This window comes from Pseudosulfitobacter sp. DSM 107133, from assembly GCF_022788695.1.
In the GTDB taxonomy this organism is placed as follows: domain Bacteria; phylum Pseudomonadota; class Alphaproteobacteria; order Rhodobacterales; family Rhodobacteraceae; genus Pseudosulfitobacter.
In genome coordinates, this window is record NZ_CP085154.1 from 1,659,928 (window position 1) to 1,674,590 (window position 14,663).

At 61.5% G+C, this 14,663-nt stretch carries 14 protein-coding genes and 1 pseudogene; 8 read left to right on the plus strand and 7 right to left on the minus strand.

All coding sequences use genetic code 11. The features are described 5' to 3' along the window. Positions 1-7 precede the first annotated feature (7 nt). Positions 8-469: an Lrp/AsnC family transcriptional regulator gene (locus DSM107133_RS08155; RefSeq protein WP_114292076.1), complete on the plus strand. Its 462-nt coding sequence runs from the start codon at positions 8-10 to the stop codon at positions 467-469. On the opposite strand, the gene DSM107133_RS08160 is transcribed toward DSM107133_RS08155, so the two are convergent. Continuing rightward, on the minus strand, positions 464-1,630 hold the full coding sequence (locus DSM107133_RS08160; RefSeq protein ID WP_114292077.1) for a cytochrome P450: 1,167 nt from the start codon (positions 1,628-1,630) through the stop codon (positions 464-466). The genes DSM107133_RS08155 and DSM107133_RS08160 overlap by 6 nt on opposite strands. Before the next feature lie 60 nt (positions 1,631-1,690). Here DSM107133_RS08160 and DSM107133_RS08165 point away from each other — a divergent pair, with 60 nt between their 5' ends. From DSM107133_RS08165 to DSM107133_RS08185, 5 genes are all read left to right on the plus strand, one after another. After that, entirely contained in the window at positions 1,691-3,439 is a 1,749-nt protein-coding gene (locus tag DSM107133_RS08165) for an ATP-binding protein (protein WP_205387755.1), read from the plus strand. Further along, positions 3,436-4,665 (plus strand): sigma-54 dependent transcriptional regulator, encoded by a 1,230-nt coding sequence (locus DSM107133_RS08170; protein WP_114292078.1) that lies wholly within the window; start codon positions 3,436-3,438, stop codon positions 4,663-4,665. The genes DSM107133_RS08165 and DSM107133_RS08170 overlap by 4 nt, the downstream gene beginning before the upstream one ends. 250 nt (positions 4,666-4,915) lie before the next feature. Next, entirely contained in the window at positions 4,916-5,917 is a 1,002-nt protein-coding gene (locus DSM107133_RS08175; RefSeq protein WP_114292079.1) for a DctP family TRAP transporter solute-binding subunit, read from the plus strand. A gap of 66 nt (positions 5,918-5,983) precedes the next feature. After that, on the plus strand, positions 5,984-6,667 hold the full coding sequence (locus DSM107133_RS08180) for a TRAP transporter small permease (protein ID WP_114292094.1): 684 nt from the start codon (positions 5,984-5,986) through the stop codon (positions 6,665-6,667). 3 nt (positions 6,668-6,670) lie between these two features. Next, on the plus strand, positions 6,671-8,098 hold the full coding sequence (locus DSM107133_RS08185) for a TRAP transporter large permease (RefSeq protein ID WP_114292080.1): 1,428 nt from the start codon (positions 6,671-6,673) through the stop codon (positions 8,096-8,098). Between the two features lie 112 nt (positions 8,099-8,210). Here the strand turns inward: DSM107133_RS08185 and tpiA are convergent, their stop codons facing one another. Beyond that, a complete protein-coding gene (gene tpiA, locus DSM107133_RS08190; RefSeq protein ID WP_114292081.1) occupies positions 8,211-8,963 on the minus strand; it encodes a triose-phosphate isomerase in 753 nt (250 codons plus the stop codon). 123 nt (positions 8,964-9,086) lie between these two features. On the opposite strand from tpiA, the gene DSM107133_RS08195 reads away from it, so the two are divergent. Beyond that, positions 9,087-10,001, plus strand: a complete 915-nt coding sequence (locus DSM107133_RS08195) for a 2-oxoglutarate and iron-dependent oxygenase domain-containing protein (RefSeq protein WP_114292082.1) — start codon at positions 9,087-9,089, stop codon at positions 9,999-10,001. A 68-nt stretch (positions 10,002-10,069) separates the two neighbouring features. Here the strand turns inward: DSM107133_RS08195 and DSM107133_RS08200 are convergent, their stop codons facing one another. From DSM107133_RS08200 to DSM107133_RS08215, 4 genes are all read right to left on the minus strand, one after another. Further along, complete coding sequence (locus DSM107133_RS08200) at positions 10,070-10,393, minus strand: TfoX/Sxy family protein (protein WP_205387756.1); 324 nt, start codon at positions 10,391-10,393, stop codon at positions 10,070-10,072. Continuing rightward, the gene (locus tag DSM107133_RS08205; protein WP_114292083.1) at positions 10,394-10,774 is read right to left on the minus strand and encodes an iron-sulfur cluster assembly accessory protein; all 381 of its coding nucleotides are present in this window, start codon (positions 10,772-10,774) and stop codon (positions 10,394-10,396) included. It abuts the gene before it with no gap. Positions 10,775-10,825: 51 nt separating this feature from the next. After that, complete coding sequence (locus DSM107133_RS08210) at positions 10,826-11,488, minus strand: hypothetical protein (protein ID WP_114292084.1); 663 nt, start codon at positions 11,486-11,488, stop codon at positions 10,826-10,828. Between the two features lie 69 nt (positions 11,489-11,557). After that, positions 11,558-12,163 (minus strand): hypothetical protein, encoded by a 606-nt coding sequence (locus tag DSM107133_RS08215; protein WP_114292085.1) that lies wholly within the window; start codon positions 12,161-12,163, stop codon positions 11,558-11,560. Positions 12,164-12,331: 168 nt separating this feature from the next. Here DSM107133_RS08215 and DSM107133_RS08220 point away from each other — a divergent pair. After that, positions 12,332-13,107: pseudogene (locus DSM107133_RS08220) on the plus strand (IS5 family transposase). A gap of 332 nt (positions 13,108-13,439) precedes the next feature. On the opposite strand, the gene DSM107133_RS08225 reads toward DSM107133_RS08220, so the two are convergent. Next, a complete protein-coding gene (locus DSM107133_RS08225) occupies positions 13,440-14,603 on the minus strand; it encodes a glycerophosphodiester phosphodiesterase family protein (RefSeq protein ID WP_240310715.1) in 1,164 nt (387 codons plus the stop codon). Between the last annotated feature and the right edge of the window lie 60 nt (positions 14,604-14,663).

Genomic DNA, 14,663 nt, shown 5'->3' on the forward strand with positions numbered 1-14,663 from the left:
AGCGCGAATGACTGTTCGCATCGACGACACAGACCGGAAGATTTTGGCAGAACTTCAGCGCGATGCCAGCCAGTCGCTGGACGATATTGCCAAGGCTGTGGGCAGTTCCAAGACCCCTGTCTGGAACCGGATTCGCAAATTGCGCGATGGCGGGGTGATCGGCCAGCACACGGTTTTCCTCGACGCCGAGGCGCTGGGGTTCGAGGCCTGTTTCTTCGTGTTGATCCGCACCTCGGAACATGATGCCGACTGGCAGGCCAAATTCCTGAAGGCGCTGAAAGATCACCCAGAAGTGCAGGAAGCGCACCGGCTGGCAGGCGACATCGACTATATTCTGAAAGTGCGGGTGAAGAACGCGCGCGCCTATGATGTGTTCTATCAGGCGCTGATTTCCGAGGTGAAAGTGCACAACGTGACGGCATTGCTGTCGATGGAAGAGATCAAATCGACCACGATGCTTCCGCTATAGGCGCACCATCAGCCGCTCCAGCTTGTGGAAATGATAGCTGTCGGCATAACGCGGCGCTTCGGCCTCGTGCAGGTCGGGGCAGGCGGTGAACAGTGCGCTCAGGGCGACCTGCATTTCCAGCCGCGCCAGCGGGGCGCCCACGCAAAAGTGCATCCCGCCGCCAAAGGCCACATGGGCCGTTGGCTTGCGGTCGGGGTCGAACCGTTCGGGGGCCGCATAGACCGCCGGATCGCGCCCCGCTGCCCCCAGCATCAGCGCCACCTGATCGCCGGGATACAGCGTTTGGTCGCCCACCTGCACCTGTTCATAGGCATAGCGCGTGAACATATGCAGCGGCGGGTCGTAACGCAGGACTTCCTCGACCACTTGCGGGGTGATTGCGGGCACGGTGTTTTGCAGCAGGCAGTGTACGGCGTTGCCCAGTGAATGCACCGTCGCCTCGTGGCCGGCGTTGAGCAGCAGCACACAAGTGCCGATCAGGCTTTCTGTGCTCAGCTTCTGGCCGTCTTCCTCGGCGGCGATCAACTGGGTAATCAGATCGTCGCGCGGATCGTTGCGGCGGGCGTCGATATAGCCGCGCAGGAAATCGGAAAATTCGCGGGCGGCGGTGTTGGCCGCATCCTCGATCGCGCGGTCGCGGCCCGCTTGGTACATCGCCACCATTGCACCGGACCAGCGCAGCAGGTCGGGGCCCATATCCTCGGGCACACCCAGCAGGCGGGCGATGACGCGCACCGGTACTTCGGTGCAATAGGCGGGGATCAGGTCGAAACCGGCATCACGGGGGAATTGGGCGATCAGGTCGGCGCAAATCTCTTCGATGTCACCTTGTAGCCCCGCAATCCGGCGCGAGGTAAAGGCCCGCAGCACCAGCCCGCGCAGTTCCGTATGGCGGGGCGGTTCGTGTTCCAGCATCGAATGTTGTTCGACCGCGTAGAAATCCCTCAGGTGATCGGGCACCGGCATCCGCAGATCGTCGGGAATTTCGCGCCCCAGCCGCTTGTCGCGCAACAGCGCGTGCACCGTGGCGTGGTCAAAGGCGGCCAGCATCCCGTAGTCGGACCAGTACAGCACCGGCCCCGTGGCACGGGCCATGTCGTAAAAAGCATAGGGATCCTGCAAAAAGGCGGGATCAAGCGGGGATTGGTCAAGTGTTATCATGGGGGCAAATGATAGCGTGGCTCTGGTCTTTGCAAGGTTGACGTTGGTAAACATGTGGTCATGAATAGAGATATCCGCAAACGCAATCTGATCGTTATGGGCTTTGTCGCGGCTGTGGCAATGGCATCTCTTGGGGTGTGGCGGTACGGCTATGTGCAGGCGCTGGAGCGGTTGCAGCGACAAGGCTTCTCGGATCTGGCGCTGGCCTCGGACCGGCTGACGGCACAATTGCACCGTTATCGTGAACTTGCGGTGTTCATGGCCGAACATCCCGCTGTCACCGCCGTGCTGGAGGGGGGCGGCGCCGCACCTGCCGCAACTTTGTTTCTGGACGTGGCCGACAAGACCTCGGCGCTGGACGTGATGCTTGTGGATTTCTCGGGGCGGGTGCGTGCGGCGGCGAATGGCACGGAAGGGGTCAATCTGGGCGACACCCCCTATGTGCGCCGCGCGATGCAAGGCGCATTGGGCACCGGTCACGGGATGGGCACACCGTTGCAGGGCCGCGCCTATTATTATGCTGCGCCAATCTTTGGCAAAACTTCGGGGCGGGTGATCGGGGCGGTGATCGTGGCCGCGGACGTGAACCTGCTGGAAGCAGACTGGCGCGGGTCGCAGCCGGCGGTGTTTCTGACTGACCAGCAGGGCGAGGTGTTCCTGTCGAACCGCTCCGAGCTGCTGTTGTGGCGGCAGGAGGCGCAAGGGCTGTTGACGACGCCAGGGGCCAGGACACCGCCATTCCGTCTTTCCGGCATCGCGGGCCATGAAATCTGGCACCAGAACTGGGATCCCTACCTGCCCCGCAAAGGGCTTTATATCGAGCGCCGCTTGCCGGTGATCGGGTTTCAGGGCAGTGCGTTGATTGATGTTGCACCGGCGCAGCGCATCGCCGTGTTGCAGGCCGCGGCCCTTGCGGCCTTGTGTCTGGCCTTTGGCGCATTGCTGTTGGTGGCCACCGAGCGGCGGCGCACCCTGGCGCAGGCCAATGCGCTGCTGGAAGCGCGGGTGGCCGAGCGTACTGCGGCCCTTGTCGGCACCAACGCCCAATTGCGGCGCGAGGCGGCCGAGCGCGAAGAGGCGCAGGCCGCACTGGCCCGCGCGCAGGCCGATCTGGTGCAGGCGGGCAAGCTGAGTGCGCTTGGCCAGTTGAGCGCCGGCATCAGCCACGAATTGAACCAGCCGTTGATGGCGATCGGGTCCTTTGCTGAAAACGGACTGACCTTCATGGACAAGCAGCGCCCCGACCGCGCCCGTGAAAACCTGTCGCGGATCAGTGACATGGCCAAACGCATGGCGCGGATCATCAGCAATCTGCGGGCCTTTGCACGGCAGGAAAGCTCGCCTTCGGTGCAGGTGGATGTCTGCGCGGTGCTGCGCAGCGCGGTCGAGATTACCGGCCCACGCCTGCGCGAGGCGGCTGTAAACCTCACGCTTGACACCCCCGGCACGCCGGTCTGGGTACGCGGCGGCGATGTGCGGCTGGGGCAGGTGTTCGTGAACCTGATTACCAATGCGGTGGATGCCATGGAAGGCGGCCCCGAACGGGCGCTGCATATTACGGTGCAGGGGGGCGGGCAGCCGTCGGTGACCGTTTCCGACACGGGGCCGGGCATTGACGTGCCGGATCAGGTGTTCGATCCCTTCTATACCACGAAAAGCCAGGGCGGCGCCGAGGGCATGGGGCTGGGCCTGTCGATTTCCTATGGCATCGTGCAAAGCTTTGGCGGAGAAATACGCGGCAGGAACACCGATGTCGGCGCGGCCTTTACGGTGCAACTGGTGCCATGGGACGAAAGCGAGGCGGCATGAGCAAGCGGGTTCTGGTGGTGGATGACGACGCCGCTGTGCGCGACGCGGTGGTGCAAACGCTGGAACTGGCAGATCTTGATCCGCTGGCAGCCAGCTCTTTCGTGGCGGCCAAGGATCACATCACCCCCGATTTCGACGGGGTGATCCTCAGCGATATGCGGATGCCGGGGCGCGACGGGTTTCATCTGTTGCAATACGCCCACGCCCAGGACGCAGATCTGCCGGTGATTCTGCTGACCGGGCAGGGGGATATTCCCACAGCTGTGGATGCGATGGCCAAGGGGGCCTTTGGCTTTCTGGAAAAACCCTGTGCGCCGGCCGATCTGCTGGCCACTGTGGAACGCGGCCTGAAAACCCGCGCTTTGGTGCTGGAAAACCGGCGTCTGCGCGCCTTGGTGCACAGCGGCGATGCCGCCGAGCGGATGTTGTTCGGTCAGTCCGAGCTGGCAAAATCTCTGCGCGCACGGGTGCGCCAGCTTGCCGCCGTGGAAGCGCAGGTTCTGGTGCAGGGCGCGCCGGGCACGGGCGTGTCAAAAGTGGCCGAAGCGGTGCATCTGTGCTCGCCCCGCGCGAAGGCGCCTTTTGTGAAACGGGCCAGTGCCGGACTGGGGGCCGAAGCCTTGATGCAGGCGGTGACCGAGGCGCAGGCGGGCAGCCTGTTCATCGACGAAATCAGCCAGATGCCCCCCGACACGCAGATGACCCTTCTTACGGCTCTTGAGGGCGGGCTGCCGTGCCGTCTGATCGCAGGCAGCACCCGCGATTTGCAGGCGGCGGTGGACAGTGGCGTGCTGAATGCCGATCTGTATTACGGGATCGAAATGATGCCGGTGCGCATTCCGGCCCTGTCCGAACGCCCCGAGGATATTCCGGTGCTGTTCCGTCACTATGTGGAGCAGGCTGCCGAGCAATCGGGGCTCAGCGTGCCGGAAATCGGTTCGGACCAGCTTGCCGCGTTGATGGCCCAAGACTGGCCGGGCAATGCGCGCTCGCTCATGAGTGCCGCGATGCGCTTTGTCCTGGGGATGCCCGAAGATGTGACCGAAGCCGCCGAACTGGGGCTGAACGAACAGCTTGCGCGGGTGGAACGGGCATTGCTGATTGCGGCCCTTGGGCGACAGAACGGCCATGCCAGCGCCGCGGCAACGGCGCTGAAACTGCCGCGCAAGACGTTCTATGACAAGCTGGCCCGCTACGGGATTCGGGCGGACGACTACCGCAGATAGCCGTGTGCGGATTTCCGCACATTGCCCGCTTTGCAGTGTGCGGAAATCCGCACGGTGTTGGTGTGGGGTCGCGTGGCGCGACTTCAAGTGCGTCTTGTAACTTGTTTAAAAGAAATCACTATCTCATGAATTTCAGGGATGCGCGCAGCAATGTTGCAACGCGTCCCAAGGCTGCTGTTCAATCAATCGTGACGCGGCGCTTGGGAAAGGGTCGTGCAGTCTTGCAAAATCCAACTCTGGGAGGAGTATCATGAAGTTTTTTACCGCCGCAGCCGTGGCCCTGAGCCTGACCGTCTCTGCTGGTGCCGTACAGGCCGCCTGTGACGATGGCGAAATTGTCATCAAGTTCAGCCACGTTACCAACACCGACAAACACCCCAAGGGCATCGCTGCCTCGCTGCTGATGGAGCGGGTCAACGAAGAGATGGACGGCAAGGCCTGCATCGAGGTCTATCCGAACTCCACGCTCTACACCGACGAGCAGGTGATCGAGGCGATGCTGCGCGGCGACGTGCAACTGGCCGCACCTTCGCTGTCGCTGTTTGAATCGATCACCAAAGCCTATCGCCTGTTCGACCTGCCGTTCATGTTCAAGAACATTGACGCCGTCGACGCCTTTCAGGCTTCTGAGACCGGCCAGGCGATGCTTGACTCGATGCAGCGCCGCGGCCTGCAGGGTCTGGGCTTCTGGCACAATGGCATGAAGCAGATTTCGGCCAACCGTCCCCTGATCGAACCATCGGATGCCAAGGGCCTGAAGTTCCGCGTGCAGCCCTCTGACGTGTTGGTCGCACAGATGAACGCGCTGGATGCCTCGCCTCAGCCGATGGCCTTTGCCGAAGTCTATGGCGCATTGCAGACGGGCGTTGTCGATGGACAGGAAAACACCTGGTCCAACATCTACGGGCAGAAGTTCTTTGAGGTGCAGGACGGCATCACCGAGACCAACCACGGTATCATCGACTATCTGGTCGTGGCGCCGGTTGACTGGCTGGACAGCCTGGACGCCGACGTGCGGGACCAGTTCCTGACCATCCTCAACGAAGTCACGGTTACCCGCAACGCCGAGTCTTCGCGGGTAAACCAGGAAGCCAAGCAAGCGGTCCTGGATGCCGGTGGCACCGTACGCGAGCTGACAGCCGAACAGCGTCAGGACTGGGTCGACGTGATGAAGCCCGTCTGGGAGCAGTTCGAAGAAGAAGTGGGGGCCGATAACATCGCCGCCGCACAGGAAATCAACGCAGCCAACTGAGCTGTCTTGATCACGGACGGATCGGCACAACCGGTCCGTCCATTTCACATCTGGGAGGTGGACGCCATGATTGGCAAATACAAGCCTAAAGGGCCGGTTGGCCAATTCGTGAACAGTCTGGAAGAGACAGTGATTGCCGCCTTGCTGGGCGTGATGACGATGCTGACCTTCTTCAATGTAATTCTGCGCTATGTGTTCAACAGCTCGTTGATCTGGAGCCAGGAAGTCGTTCTGGTGCTTTTCGCCTGGCTGGTGCTTTTTGGCGTGTCTTACGCCTTTAAAGTGACAGCGCATCTTGGGGTTGATGCGATCACCAGCCTGCTGACGCCCGGTCGGCGCAAGGTTGTGGGGCTGATTTCAGGTGGCATCTGCATTGCCTACGCGGTGCTGCTTTGCAAGGGTGCCTGGGACCAATGGGCCCCGTTCGCCGATCTGCCCCCCACAACAGGCAGCTGGTTACCCACAGGGTTCGACACCCAGGCGCGCGGCCGGTCGTTCTTTGAAACCGACCAGATCCCGATGCCGGAATGGCTGCGCTTCCTGGAAGACTGGATCAACTACGGCGAGCGCTATTCCAAGATGCCCCGCATGATCCCCTATCTGATCCTGCCGATTTCGGCAGCGCTGATCCTGTTCCGGGTCTGTCAGGCCACCCTGCGCATCTGGAACAACCAATCCGAAAGCCTGATCGTCAGCCATGAAGCCGAAGACGCCGTTGAGGAAGTCGCAGCCATGAACCGCGGAGAATAACTGATGGAAGTCCTGCTCTTATTTGTCATGATCATCGGCCTGCTGTTTCTGGGCGTGCCGATCGGCGTTGCCCTTGGTATCAGCTCGATCATCTTCCAACTTGTGTTTTCGGATACCTCTCTGGCATCGGTGGCGCAATCGCTTTACCTTGCCATGGCCGGACACTACACGCTGCTGGCCATCCCGTTCTTTGTTCTGGCCTCCAGCTTCATGTCCACGGGTGGCGTGGCCAAGCGGATCATCCGTTTTGCCATCGCCTGCGTCGGCCATCTTCAGGGCGGTCTTGCGATTGCGGGGGTTCTGGCCTGCATGATGTTCGCAGCGCTGTCGGGGTCATCCCCTGCGACCGTGGTTGCCATCGGGTCTATTGTGATCGCAGCGATGCGTCAGGTCGGCTATACCAAGGAATTCGCCGCCGGCGTCATTTGCAACGCGGGCACATTGGGCATCCTGATCCCGCCCAGCATCGTGATGGTGGTCTATGCGTCTGCAACGGACGTGTCGGTGGGGCGGATGTTCCTGGCCGGCGTCATCCCGGGCATTCTTGCGGGCACGATGCTGATGATCACCATCTATATCTTCGCGCGCATCAAGAACATGCCAAGCGGCGAGTGGAAGGGCTGGGGCGAAATCTGGGATTCATTCCGTGACGCCTTTTGGGGCCTGCTGCTGATCGTCATCATCATGGGCGGCATCTATGGTCACCCGTGGATCCGGTTCGACGGGGGGAGTTTGCTGTATTGGAAGGGAGGGGCCTTTACCCCGACCGAAGCTGCCGCTGTTGCTGCCGTCTATGCCTTTTTTGTCGCGTCGTTCATCTATCGTGACATGGGGCCGTTGTCGGCAAACGAGAGCGGGGGAAAACCCATCGCGTTCTTCCGCAAGCCGCTTTCCATCGTGACGGCATTCTTCCACCGCGACACACGGGCGACCCTGTACGATGGCGGCAAGCTGACCATCACGCTGATGTTCATCATCGCCAACGCGCTGCTGCTCAAACACGTTCTGACCGACGAGCAGATCCCGCAACAGATCGCCGGTGCGATGCTGGATGCAGGGTTGAACTGGGTTGTCTTCCTGATTGTGGTCAACGTGATCCTGCTGATCGGCGGGCAGTTCATGGAGCCTTCGGGGTTGATCGTGATCGTGGCGCCGCTGGTGTTCCCGATTGCCATCGAGCTGGGCATTGATCCGATCCATCTGGGTATCATCATGGTGGTGAACATGGAAATCGGGATGATCACGCCGCCGGTGGGTCTGAACCTGTTCGTCACCTCGGGCGTGGCAGGGATGCCGATGATGAACGTGGTCCGCGCAGCCCTGCCGTTCCTGGCCGTGCTCTTCGTGTTCCTGATCATGGTGACCTATATCCCGGCAATCTCGACATGGCTGCCGACGATGATGATGGGGCCGGAGATCATAACGAATTAGGGCCGTCGTTTCGGTTCTGAAAAGGAAAGGCCGCATCCCGAGGGTGCGGCCTTTTCTTTTATTACGATGTGTTGGTGGACGCGGCAGGCGCGGTCCTGTGCTGTGCCTTGGATTAGCTTGCAACCAGCGCCTGAATGATCGGCGTGAAATCCTGCGCCTTCAAACTGGCACCGCCCACCAGCGCCCCGTCGACATTGCCGCACTGGAAAATCTCGGCCGCATTCCCCGGCTTGACCGAACCGCCATACAGCAGGCGGATCGCATTGCCGACCTCGTCACCCAGCCGCTGGATCAGCCGTGCGCGGATGAAATCATGCACTTCGTCGATCTGCGCCGTGGTCGCGACAGCGCCCGTGCCGATGGCCCAGACGGGTTCATAGGCCACCACCAGATTGTCACCGGTGCTGCCACTGGGGACCGAGCCCGACAACTGCCCGGCGATAATGTCCAGCGTGTTGTCGGCGGCGCGGTCCCCGGCGCTTTCACCGATGCACAGGATTGCGATCAACCCTGCATCCCAGGCGGCCTTGGTCTTTCCGCGCACGTCGCTGTTGCTTTCGTGGTAGGCGTCGCGGCGCTCTGAATGGCCGACGATCACATGGGTAGCACCCGCGTCGGCAATCATCGGGGCGGCAATGTCACCCGTAAACGCGCCCGCCGTTTCGCTGTGGCAATCCTGCGCGCCGATGGTGACCGCACTGGCGCGGGCAATTTCGCTGGCGCGGAACAGCAAGGGGGCAGGCGGGCAGATGACGATGTCGGTGTCGGAATTGTCCGCATGGGCTGTCGCCAGATCCGAGATCACACTCAGCGCTGCACTGCTGCCGTTCATCTTCCAGTTGCCTGCTGCCATTTTGCGCCGCATCGTTTTCCCGCCTGTTTGTGGATTGCTTTGACCCTGATTTAGCATTGCGGCGGCGGGCGGGCAATGTAGGCTTTGGCGGCATGGGGCAACCCGTGCAGGGCATTGCAAGATGAGGCACAAGAGATGATTCCCAGACTGGATGCGGCGAAAATCGCGGCACGCGATGCCGACACCATCGCCGCACTGGCGCAGGCTGCGCGCGATACCGGCTTTGCCACGGTCTACAACACCGCGCTGACCGGCACGCGTGTGTGCGAGGTGATCGAAACCTATCGCGCGTTCTTTCATCTGCCCGAGGCGCGAAAGCGTGACGTGGACATGGCCCGTACAGGGGCCAACCGGGGCTGGGGCGGGGCCGGATCTGAACAGGTCGACCCCGATGCGAACCCCGATTACAAACAGTTTTTCGACGCGGGCTTTACCCTGCCCGAGGGCGATCCGCTGGCGGCGCTGCCGGTCTATGCACCCAACCGCTGGCCCGCCCGGCCTGCGCAATTTCACGACGTGATCGCCAGCTATTACAGCGATGCCTGCGGCGTCGCGATGACCATATTGCGCGGCATTGCCGAGGCGATTGACGCTCCGCGCGATTACTTTGATGCCGCCTTTGACAAGCCGATGGCGCTGTTGCGGGGCAACTTTTACCCGCAGCGCCCTGCCTGGGCCGGCGAACGCGATTTCGGCATTGCCACGCACACCGATTACGGCTGTCTGACCCTGCTGGCCACCGACGGCACACCGGGGCTTGAGGTGCGCAAGCGTGGCGGCGGATGGATCGCGGTGCAGGCGCCGCCGGGCGAATTCATTATCAACTTTGGCGAGATGATGGAGATGTGGACCAAGGGTCGCGTGCAAGCCACACCGCACCGCGTGGTGGGGACGGATGCCGAGCGTATCTCGGTGCCGCTGTTCTTCAATCCGGCCTATGACACCAATGTGGCGCCCATCGGGTCAGGCGATGTGATCCGCGCGGGGGATCATATGGGAAAGCGGTTTTCGGAAACCTATGTGCATTTGCAAGAGAAGAAAGTGACCTGACCACAAAGGGCCGGTAGTGCCGCGCACCTCGATTCCGGGCCGGGTTTAACCAGATCCTCGCAAAGACCTTACAGACAGGCTATGGCCTGTCGCGCCAGCGCCACCGCCTCATCAGGATCATCCAGCGCACTGTCGGGCAGTTCCCAATAGGGCATCGCGGCGGCTTTCTGGCCGGGGCGCTGATAGGTCCAGCGCACCATGCCCATGTCATCAAACCGCGCCTGCATGTCGCCCGCGCCTTTCAACATCAGGCGGCCATCGGACATCAGCAGCGCAAAGATCTGCCCGTCGATGTAAAACCCCATGCCGCCGAACATGCGCCGCGTCGTCACCGGACCCACATCGCGCAACAGGTCCAGCGCCATTTCGACCGCTTCGCCGGAAACAGCCACCTAGCCTTTGACCAGATGTTCGGCCATTTCAGCCGGATCAGCGAACTTGATCGATTCGCCGCAGCCGCAGGCTTCGGTCACATTGGGGTTGTTGAACTTGAAGCCCGATTCCAGCAGCGAGGTCTCATAGTCGATCTCGGTGCCGAACAGGAACATCTGCGCCATCGGCGCAATCAGCACCCGTGCGCCGTCCTGTTCGACGGCTTCGTCGTTGGGATCCTGTTCGTCCACATATTCCATGGTGTATTCCATGCCTGCGCAGCCGCCTTTCTTGACGCCGATGCGCAACCCCTTGTGACCGTCAGCAGCCATAAGCTTGGCTATCTGGGTGGCCGCACGGGGGGTGATGGTGACGGCCTGCTTGCCGGGGATGGAAAACATAAACAGAACTCCTTTGGGCACAATGTAGGGGTGTCGTGCCGCAATCTCAAGCTATCGCAGTGTCGCGGCAAGGCTTTGTGCGGCAAAGCCCCATGCCAGCGCCCAACCAAAGGACGCCAGAGTGCCGATAATCACATATTCGCCGGCCTTTTGATCGCGCGAGGCGGTTTCGAACCGCAGGATGGATTTGGCCGCGATCAGAAACCCGATGCCGGTGGGCTCTCCGATCATCACCATCAGATAGATCAGCGCGCGTTCCATCAGCCCGATGATGCGGCCCGCGTTGTCCAGCCCTTCGATCCCTGCGGCGGCACGCCAGGGGGACATCAACAGCCCCACGGCAGGACCGCCCATCAGCGTGGCGGCAATCACACCGCACAGCATGACCGCGATGGGTGTGAGGGTAGGTGCATAGGCGGCCCAAAGGCCGTTCGCATAGGCCCCTGGCATCCACAAAAGCATGGCAAGGATCACCAACGCATGGGCCGCTTGCGTGCCCAGATAGGACCACAGGTGCGCAGGCAACCGTTTCGCGGCCAAGGCCACAGCCGTGTGACCCAAGGCAGCGGCCGCCGCCACATGCGCAGCACCGCCCAGCGCCCCCCAGCCCAGCGCAAAGACCACTGCGATGCGCAGGGCCAGCGGCGCGCGGGCAGGCAGCAGGTGAAAGGCCAGCAACCACGCCAGCATCAGGGCCAGGGCTGTCTCGGTCATTGCGTAGAAAAGCAGCCGTTTTTGGCTGCTATTGCTATATGCAGCCGAATTTGACTGCTTTTGGGGAAATCAGCCATGTTCCAGCATCTCGCAAACTTCCATCAACGCACGGATGCCTGCGGCCTCTTGCAGGCTGTGAACGGTCTGGCGGCTGACGTCAAAGTGCGCGGCCAGCGTGTCCTGGGTCGGCGTGGGCAGGGCAAGCGATGCCAGCGCAATCTGCGCCTGCCGCGCGGTCCAGCGGCTGCTGATGTGATCGGCAAGGGGCAGGGCGGTTTGCAGTGCCACGGGGGCGGTGTCCGTCGCCAGCCGGGCGGTGCGGGCCATATCGTCCAGCGCCCGGCCCGAGGCGACAAAGGCGGGGCCGTCGGCGTCTGATAAATCCGCGCCCGTGACGGTTCCGTCACCCGTGGCCAGGCCGATGCGGGTGTCGTGCCCCTTGCCCGTCATCCGCACGCCTGCACGAAATACCAGCGCTGCACGCAAGGCAAAGGGCGCGGCACAGATCGCTTGCCAACTGTCGCCACGCGCGCGGGTCAGACGGGGGGCCACGTCCTGCCATTCCGCCACAGCCGCCGCAGCGGCGTCCAGCCCGTCAAAGACCTGCGCCAGCCCGCCCTCGGGCAGGGCGGATGATTTCACAATGTCTCCGGTCAGAACGGCCAGTTGCGGCATGGGGCTTCCTCTTTGACGTCCAGTTGTGCGGGCAAATCCACGGCCTTGCAACTGTCGGACGCGCGCAGGTGCGAAAAAGTGGCTTAGGGTCCAGACCCTAGGTCACATACCCATAAAAGGGATTCACAGACTTTAGAAAACGTGATTCACTTTCCGGCAAATGTGGAGGTGAGAATGGCACGTTTTGATTTGACAGATTTTGAATGGTCGGTGATCCAGCCGTTGCTGCCGACGAAGGTGCGCGGCAAGCCGCGTGTGGATGACCGGCGGGTTTTGAACGGCATCTTCTGGCGCTTGCGGACTGGTGCGCCCTGGGCAGACATTCCTGCCCGATACGGGCCGCATACGACCTGTGTGAACCGCTTCAACCGCTGGCGGCGTGCGGGCCACTGGGCGCGTATTCTTGAAGCAATATCAGAGGCATATGAGGGTGAGGTGCAAATGATTGACAGCTCCTCCATCCGGGTACACCAACAGGGCGCAAATGGCCCTAAAAAAGGGGGCGATCCGATTGCCTGGGTCGCTCAAGGGGCGGGCTGACAACGAAAATCCACGCTTTGGTGGACGCGCTTGGCCGCCCGATCCGGCTCATGCTGACGGCTGGGCAGGCCTATGATGGACACGCGGCAGAGCAGATGCTGGATCGACTGAAAGAAGGCTGCAGCGTGCTGGCGGATCGCGCCTATGACAGCAACGCGATCCGTGATTTGATCGCCAAACAGAAGGCGCAAGCCGTGATCCCTTCGATGCCGCAACGCAATCCTGTCATCGCGCATGATCGCGAGCGTTACAAAGCACGCAACGCAGTGGAGCGTTTCTTCAACAAACTCAAAAACTTCCGCGCGGTAGCAACAAGATATGACAAACGCGATGATAATTTCCTCGCATCCATACAACTCGCGTCAATCAGGATCTGGTTGCGAACTTATGAGTCGGTGACCTAGGACGTGAAGACGGCGGCAGGAGCAACAGGGCGCAAGCAGGCAGGGTCAAAGACAACGATGTGGGTCACCTCGGGGCACGCATATAGCATCACAGAGGCCCCGGCGATGCGGGCAGATCGTCGGGCAGGATGCGCCAGATGGGCAGGTTGTCGGGCAAATACATTTGCAAAGCCTTTACCGCCATTTTGCAAACCAACTGAAAACTACTTTGCAAAGTCATTCAAACTGCTTTGCAAACGCATGATCCGCCAAGTTCACCCCACGCTTTGCAGCCCCAACAAAAATGCCGCCCCCGAAGGGACGGCCCGATCACCGCATAGGGTTGGGGGTACTCAGAGACCCATGCAGTTCGCGTAATAGGTCACGGTCGCGGGCCAGTCCGAGAACACGCCTTCGACGCCAATGTCTTGCGCGATCACGTCCAGCGCCACCAGATAGTCGCTGTCGTCCTTGACCACATCACCGACCGACTGGAAGTACCAGCCGCCACCGGAGGCCAGCGGGCCCGAGCGTTCCAGTGTCCATGCAATCAGCTTCAGACCCGCCTCTTTGGCGGCCAGCGCATAGGCCGACGCGGCAATCGCGCCGTTGTCGTCGGTCAGCAGCATGTTCAGCGAGGGTGCCAGATATTGCACGCCTTGCTCTTTCAGCGCAGCGAAATCTTCGTTCCATGTGGCTTTGTCCTGCTCGTCAAAGCCGTCGGACCATTCCACCAGATACACGGCTTGCTTGCCAAATTCGGGTTCGTTGTTCACCCAGTACAGCACGTCATCCAGATTGAACGACTGTGCCCAGACATCCGACGCAGGAATGCCGGCGGCCTTGTATTCGTCGATCATCTTTTGCGCATAGTCTTCCTGGCTGAAACCGTCATGCGGCATCTCGACCGAGGGGCTTTTCAGTTCGGGGGTGAACTTGGCACCAAGCGACTTGATCAGTTCGATTGATTCCGCGTGGGTCAGAACGCTGGCCTTGTCGGTGTACAGCGTGGTGCGGAAGCCTGCGACGCCGCCCTGATAGGCCTCGGCCGTGGTGGCGGCTTTGTCGGCGCTGTCCATTTTCGGCGTCAGCGTGCGGAACTGCTCCAGCGTCAGCTCGGAGGTGCGGCATTCGGCGCTGGCGGGGGTGTCGCCCGCGGCGGGGGTAAACGGTGTCGCACAGGTGTCGGCCAGATCGCTGACCAGAATGTTGGTGGTTGTGTGCAGGTCGTTCTGCGCGTGGCGGCAGACCAGTTCGTGATCCTTGGTAAAGGTCACGTCACATTCCACGATGCCTGCACCCTGACGGGCACCTGCGATATAGGACTGATCGGTATGTTCGGGGAACTGCAACGCCGCACCGCGGTGACCGATGGAAAAGGCGGTGGCGGCAGGTGTCTGGCCCATGCAGCTGGCCAGTTTTTCCTTCAGCGGACCCTCGGGCAGCTTGTCGACCAGATAGGCAGGACGGGCACCGTAGGACACTGCTGTTTGGCTGTGACCGTCGGCAAAGGCCATGACAGGCAGGGCAGCAAGGGTGGCTGCGATCAGGGAGATACGCATGAAATGCTCCAATTA

What these genes read in the sequence shown, in the direction of transcription:
- DSM107133_RS08165 (WP_205387755.1), top strand. Translation starts at nt 1,691, where the DNA reads ATGAATAGAGATATCCGCAAACGCAATCTGATCGTTATGGGCTTTGTC.
- tpiA (WP_114292081.1), bottom strand. Translation starts at nt 8,963, where the DNA reads ATGCGGCGCAAAATGGCAGCAGGCAACTGGAAGATGAACGGCAGCAGT.
- DSM107133_RS08210 (WP_114292084.1), bottom strand. Translation starts at nt 11,488, where the DNA reads ATGACCGAGACAGCCCTGGCCCTGATGCTGGCGTGGTTGCTGGCCTTT.
- DSM107133_RS08185 (WP_114292080.1), top strand. Translation starts at nt 6,671, where the DNA reads ATGGAAGTCCTGCTCTTATTTGTCATGATCATCGGCCTGCTGTTTCTG.
- DSM107133_RS08205 (WP_114292083.1), bottom strand. Translation starts at nt 10,774, where the DNA reads ATGTTTTCCATCCCCGGCAAGCAGGCCGTCACCATCACCCCCCGTGCG.
- DSM107133_RS08195 (WP_114292082.1), top strand. Translation starts at nt 9,087, where the DNA reads ATGATTCCCAGACTGGATGCGGCGAAAATCGCGGCACGCGATGCCGAC.
- DSM107133_RS08155 (WP_114292076.1), top strand. Translation starts at nt 8, where the DNA reads ATGACTGTTCGCATCGACGACACAGACCGGAAGATTTTGGCAGAACTT.
- DSM107133_RS08215 (WP_114292085.1), bottom strand. Translation starts at nt 12,163, where the DNA reads ATGCCGCAACTGGCCGTTCTGACCGGAGACATTGTGAAATCATCCGCC.
- DSM107133_RS08225 (WP_240310715.1), bottom strand. Translation starts at nt 14,603, where the DNA reads ATGGCCTTTGCCGACGGTCACAGCCAAACAGCAGTGTCCTACGGTGCC.
- DSM107133_RS08160 (WP_114292077.1), bottom strand. Translation starts at nt 1,630, where the DNA reads ATGATAACACTTGACCAATCCCCGCTTGATCCCGCCTTTTTGCAGGAT.
- DSM107133_RS08170 (WP_114292078.1), top strand. Translation starts at nt 3,436, where the DNA reads ATGAGCAAGCGGGTTCTGGTGGTGGATGACGACGCCGCTGTGCGCGAC.
- DSM107133_RS08175 (WP_114292079.1), top strand. Translation starts at nt 4,916, where the DNA reads ATGAAGTTTTTTACCGCCGCAGCCGTGGCCCTGAGCCTGACCGTCTCT.
- DSM107133_RS08180 (WP_114292094.1), top strand. Translation starts at nt 5,984, where the DNA reads ATGATTGGCAAATACAAGCCTAAAGGGCCGGTTGGCCAATTCGTGAAC.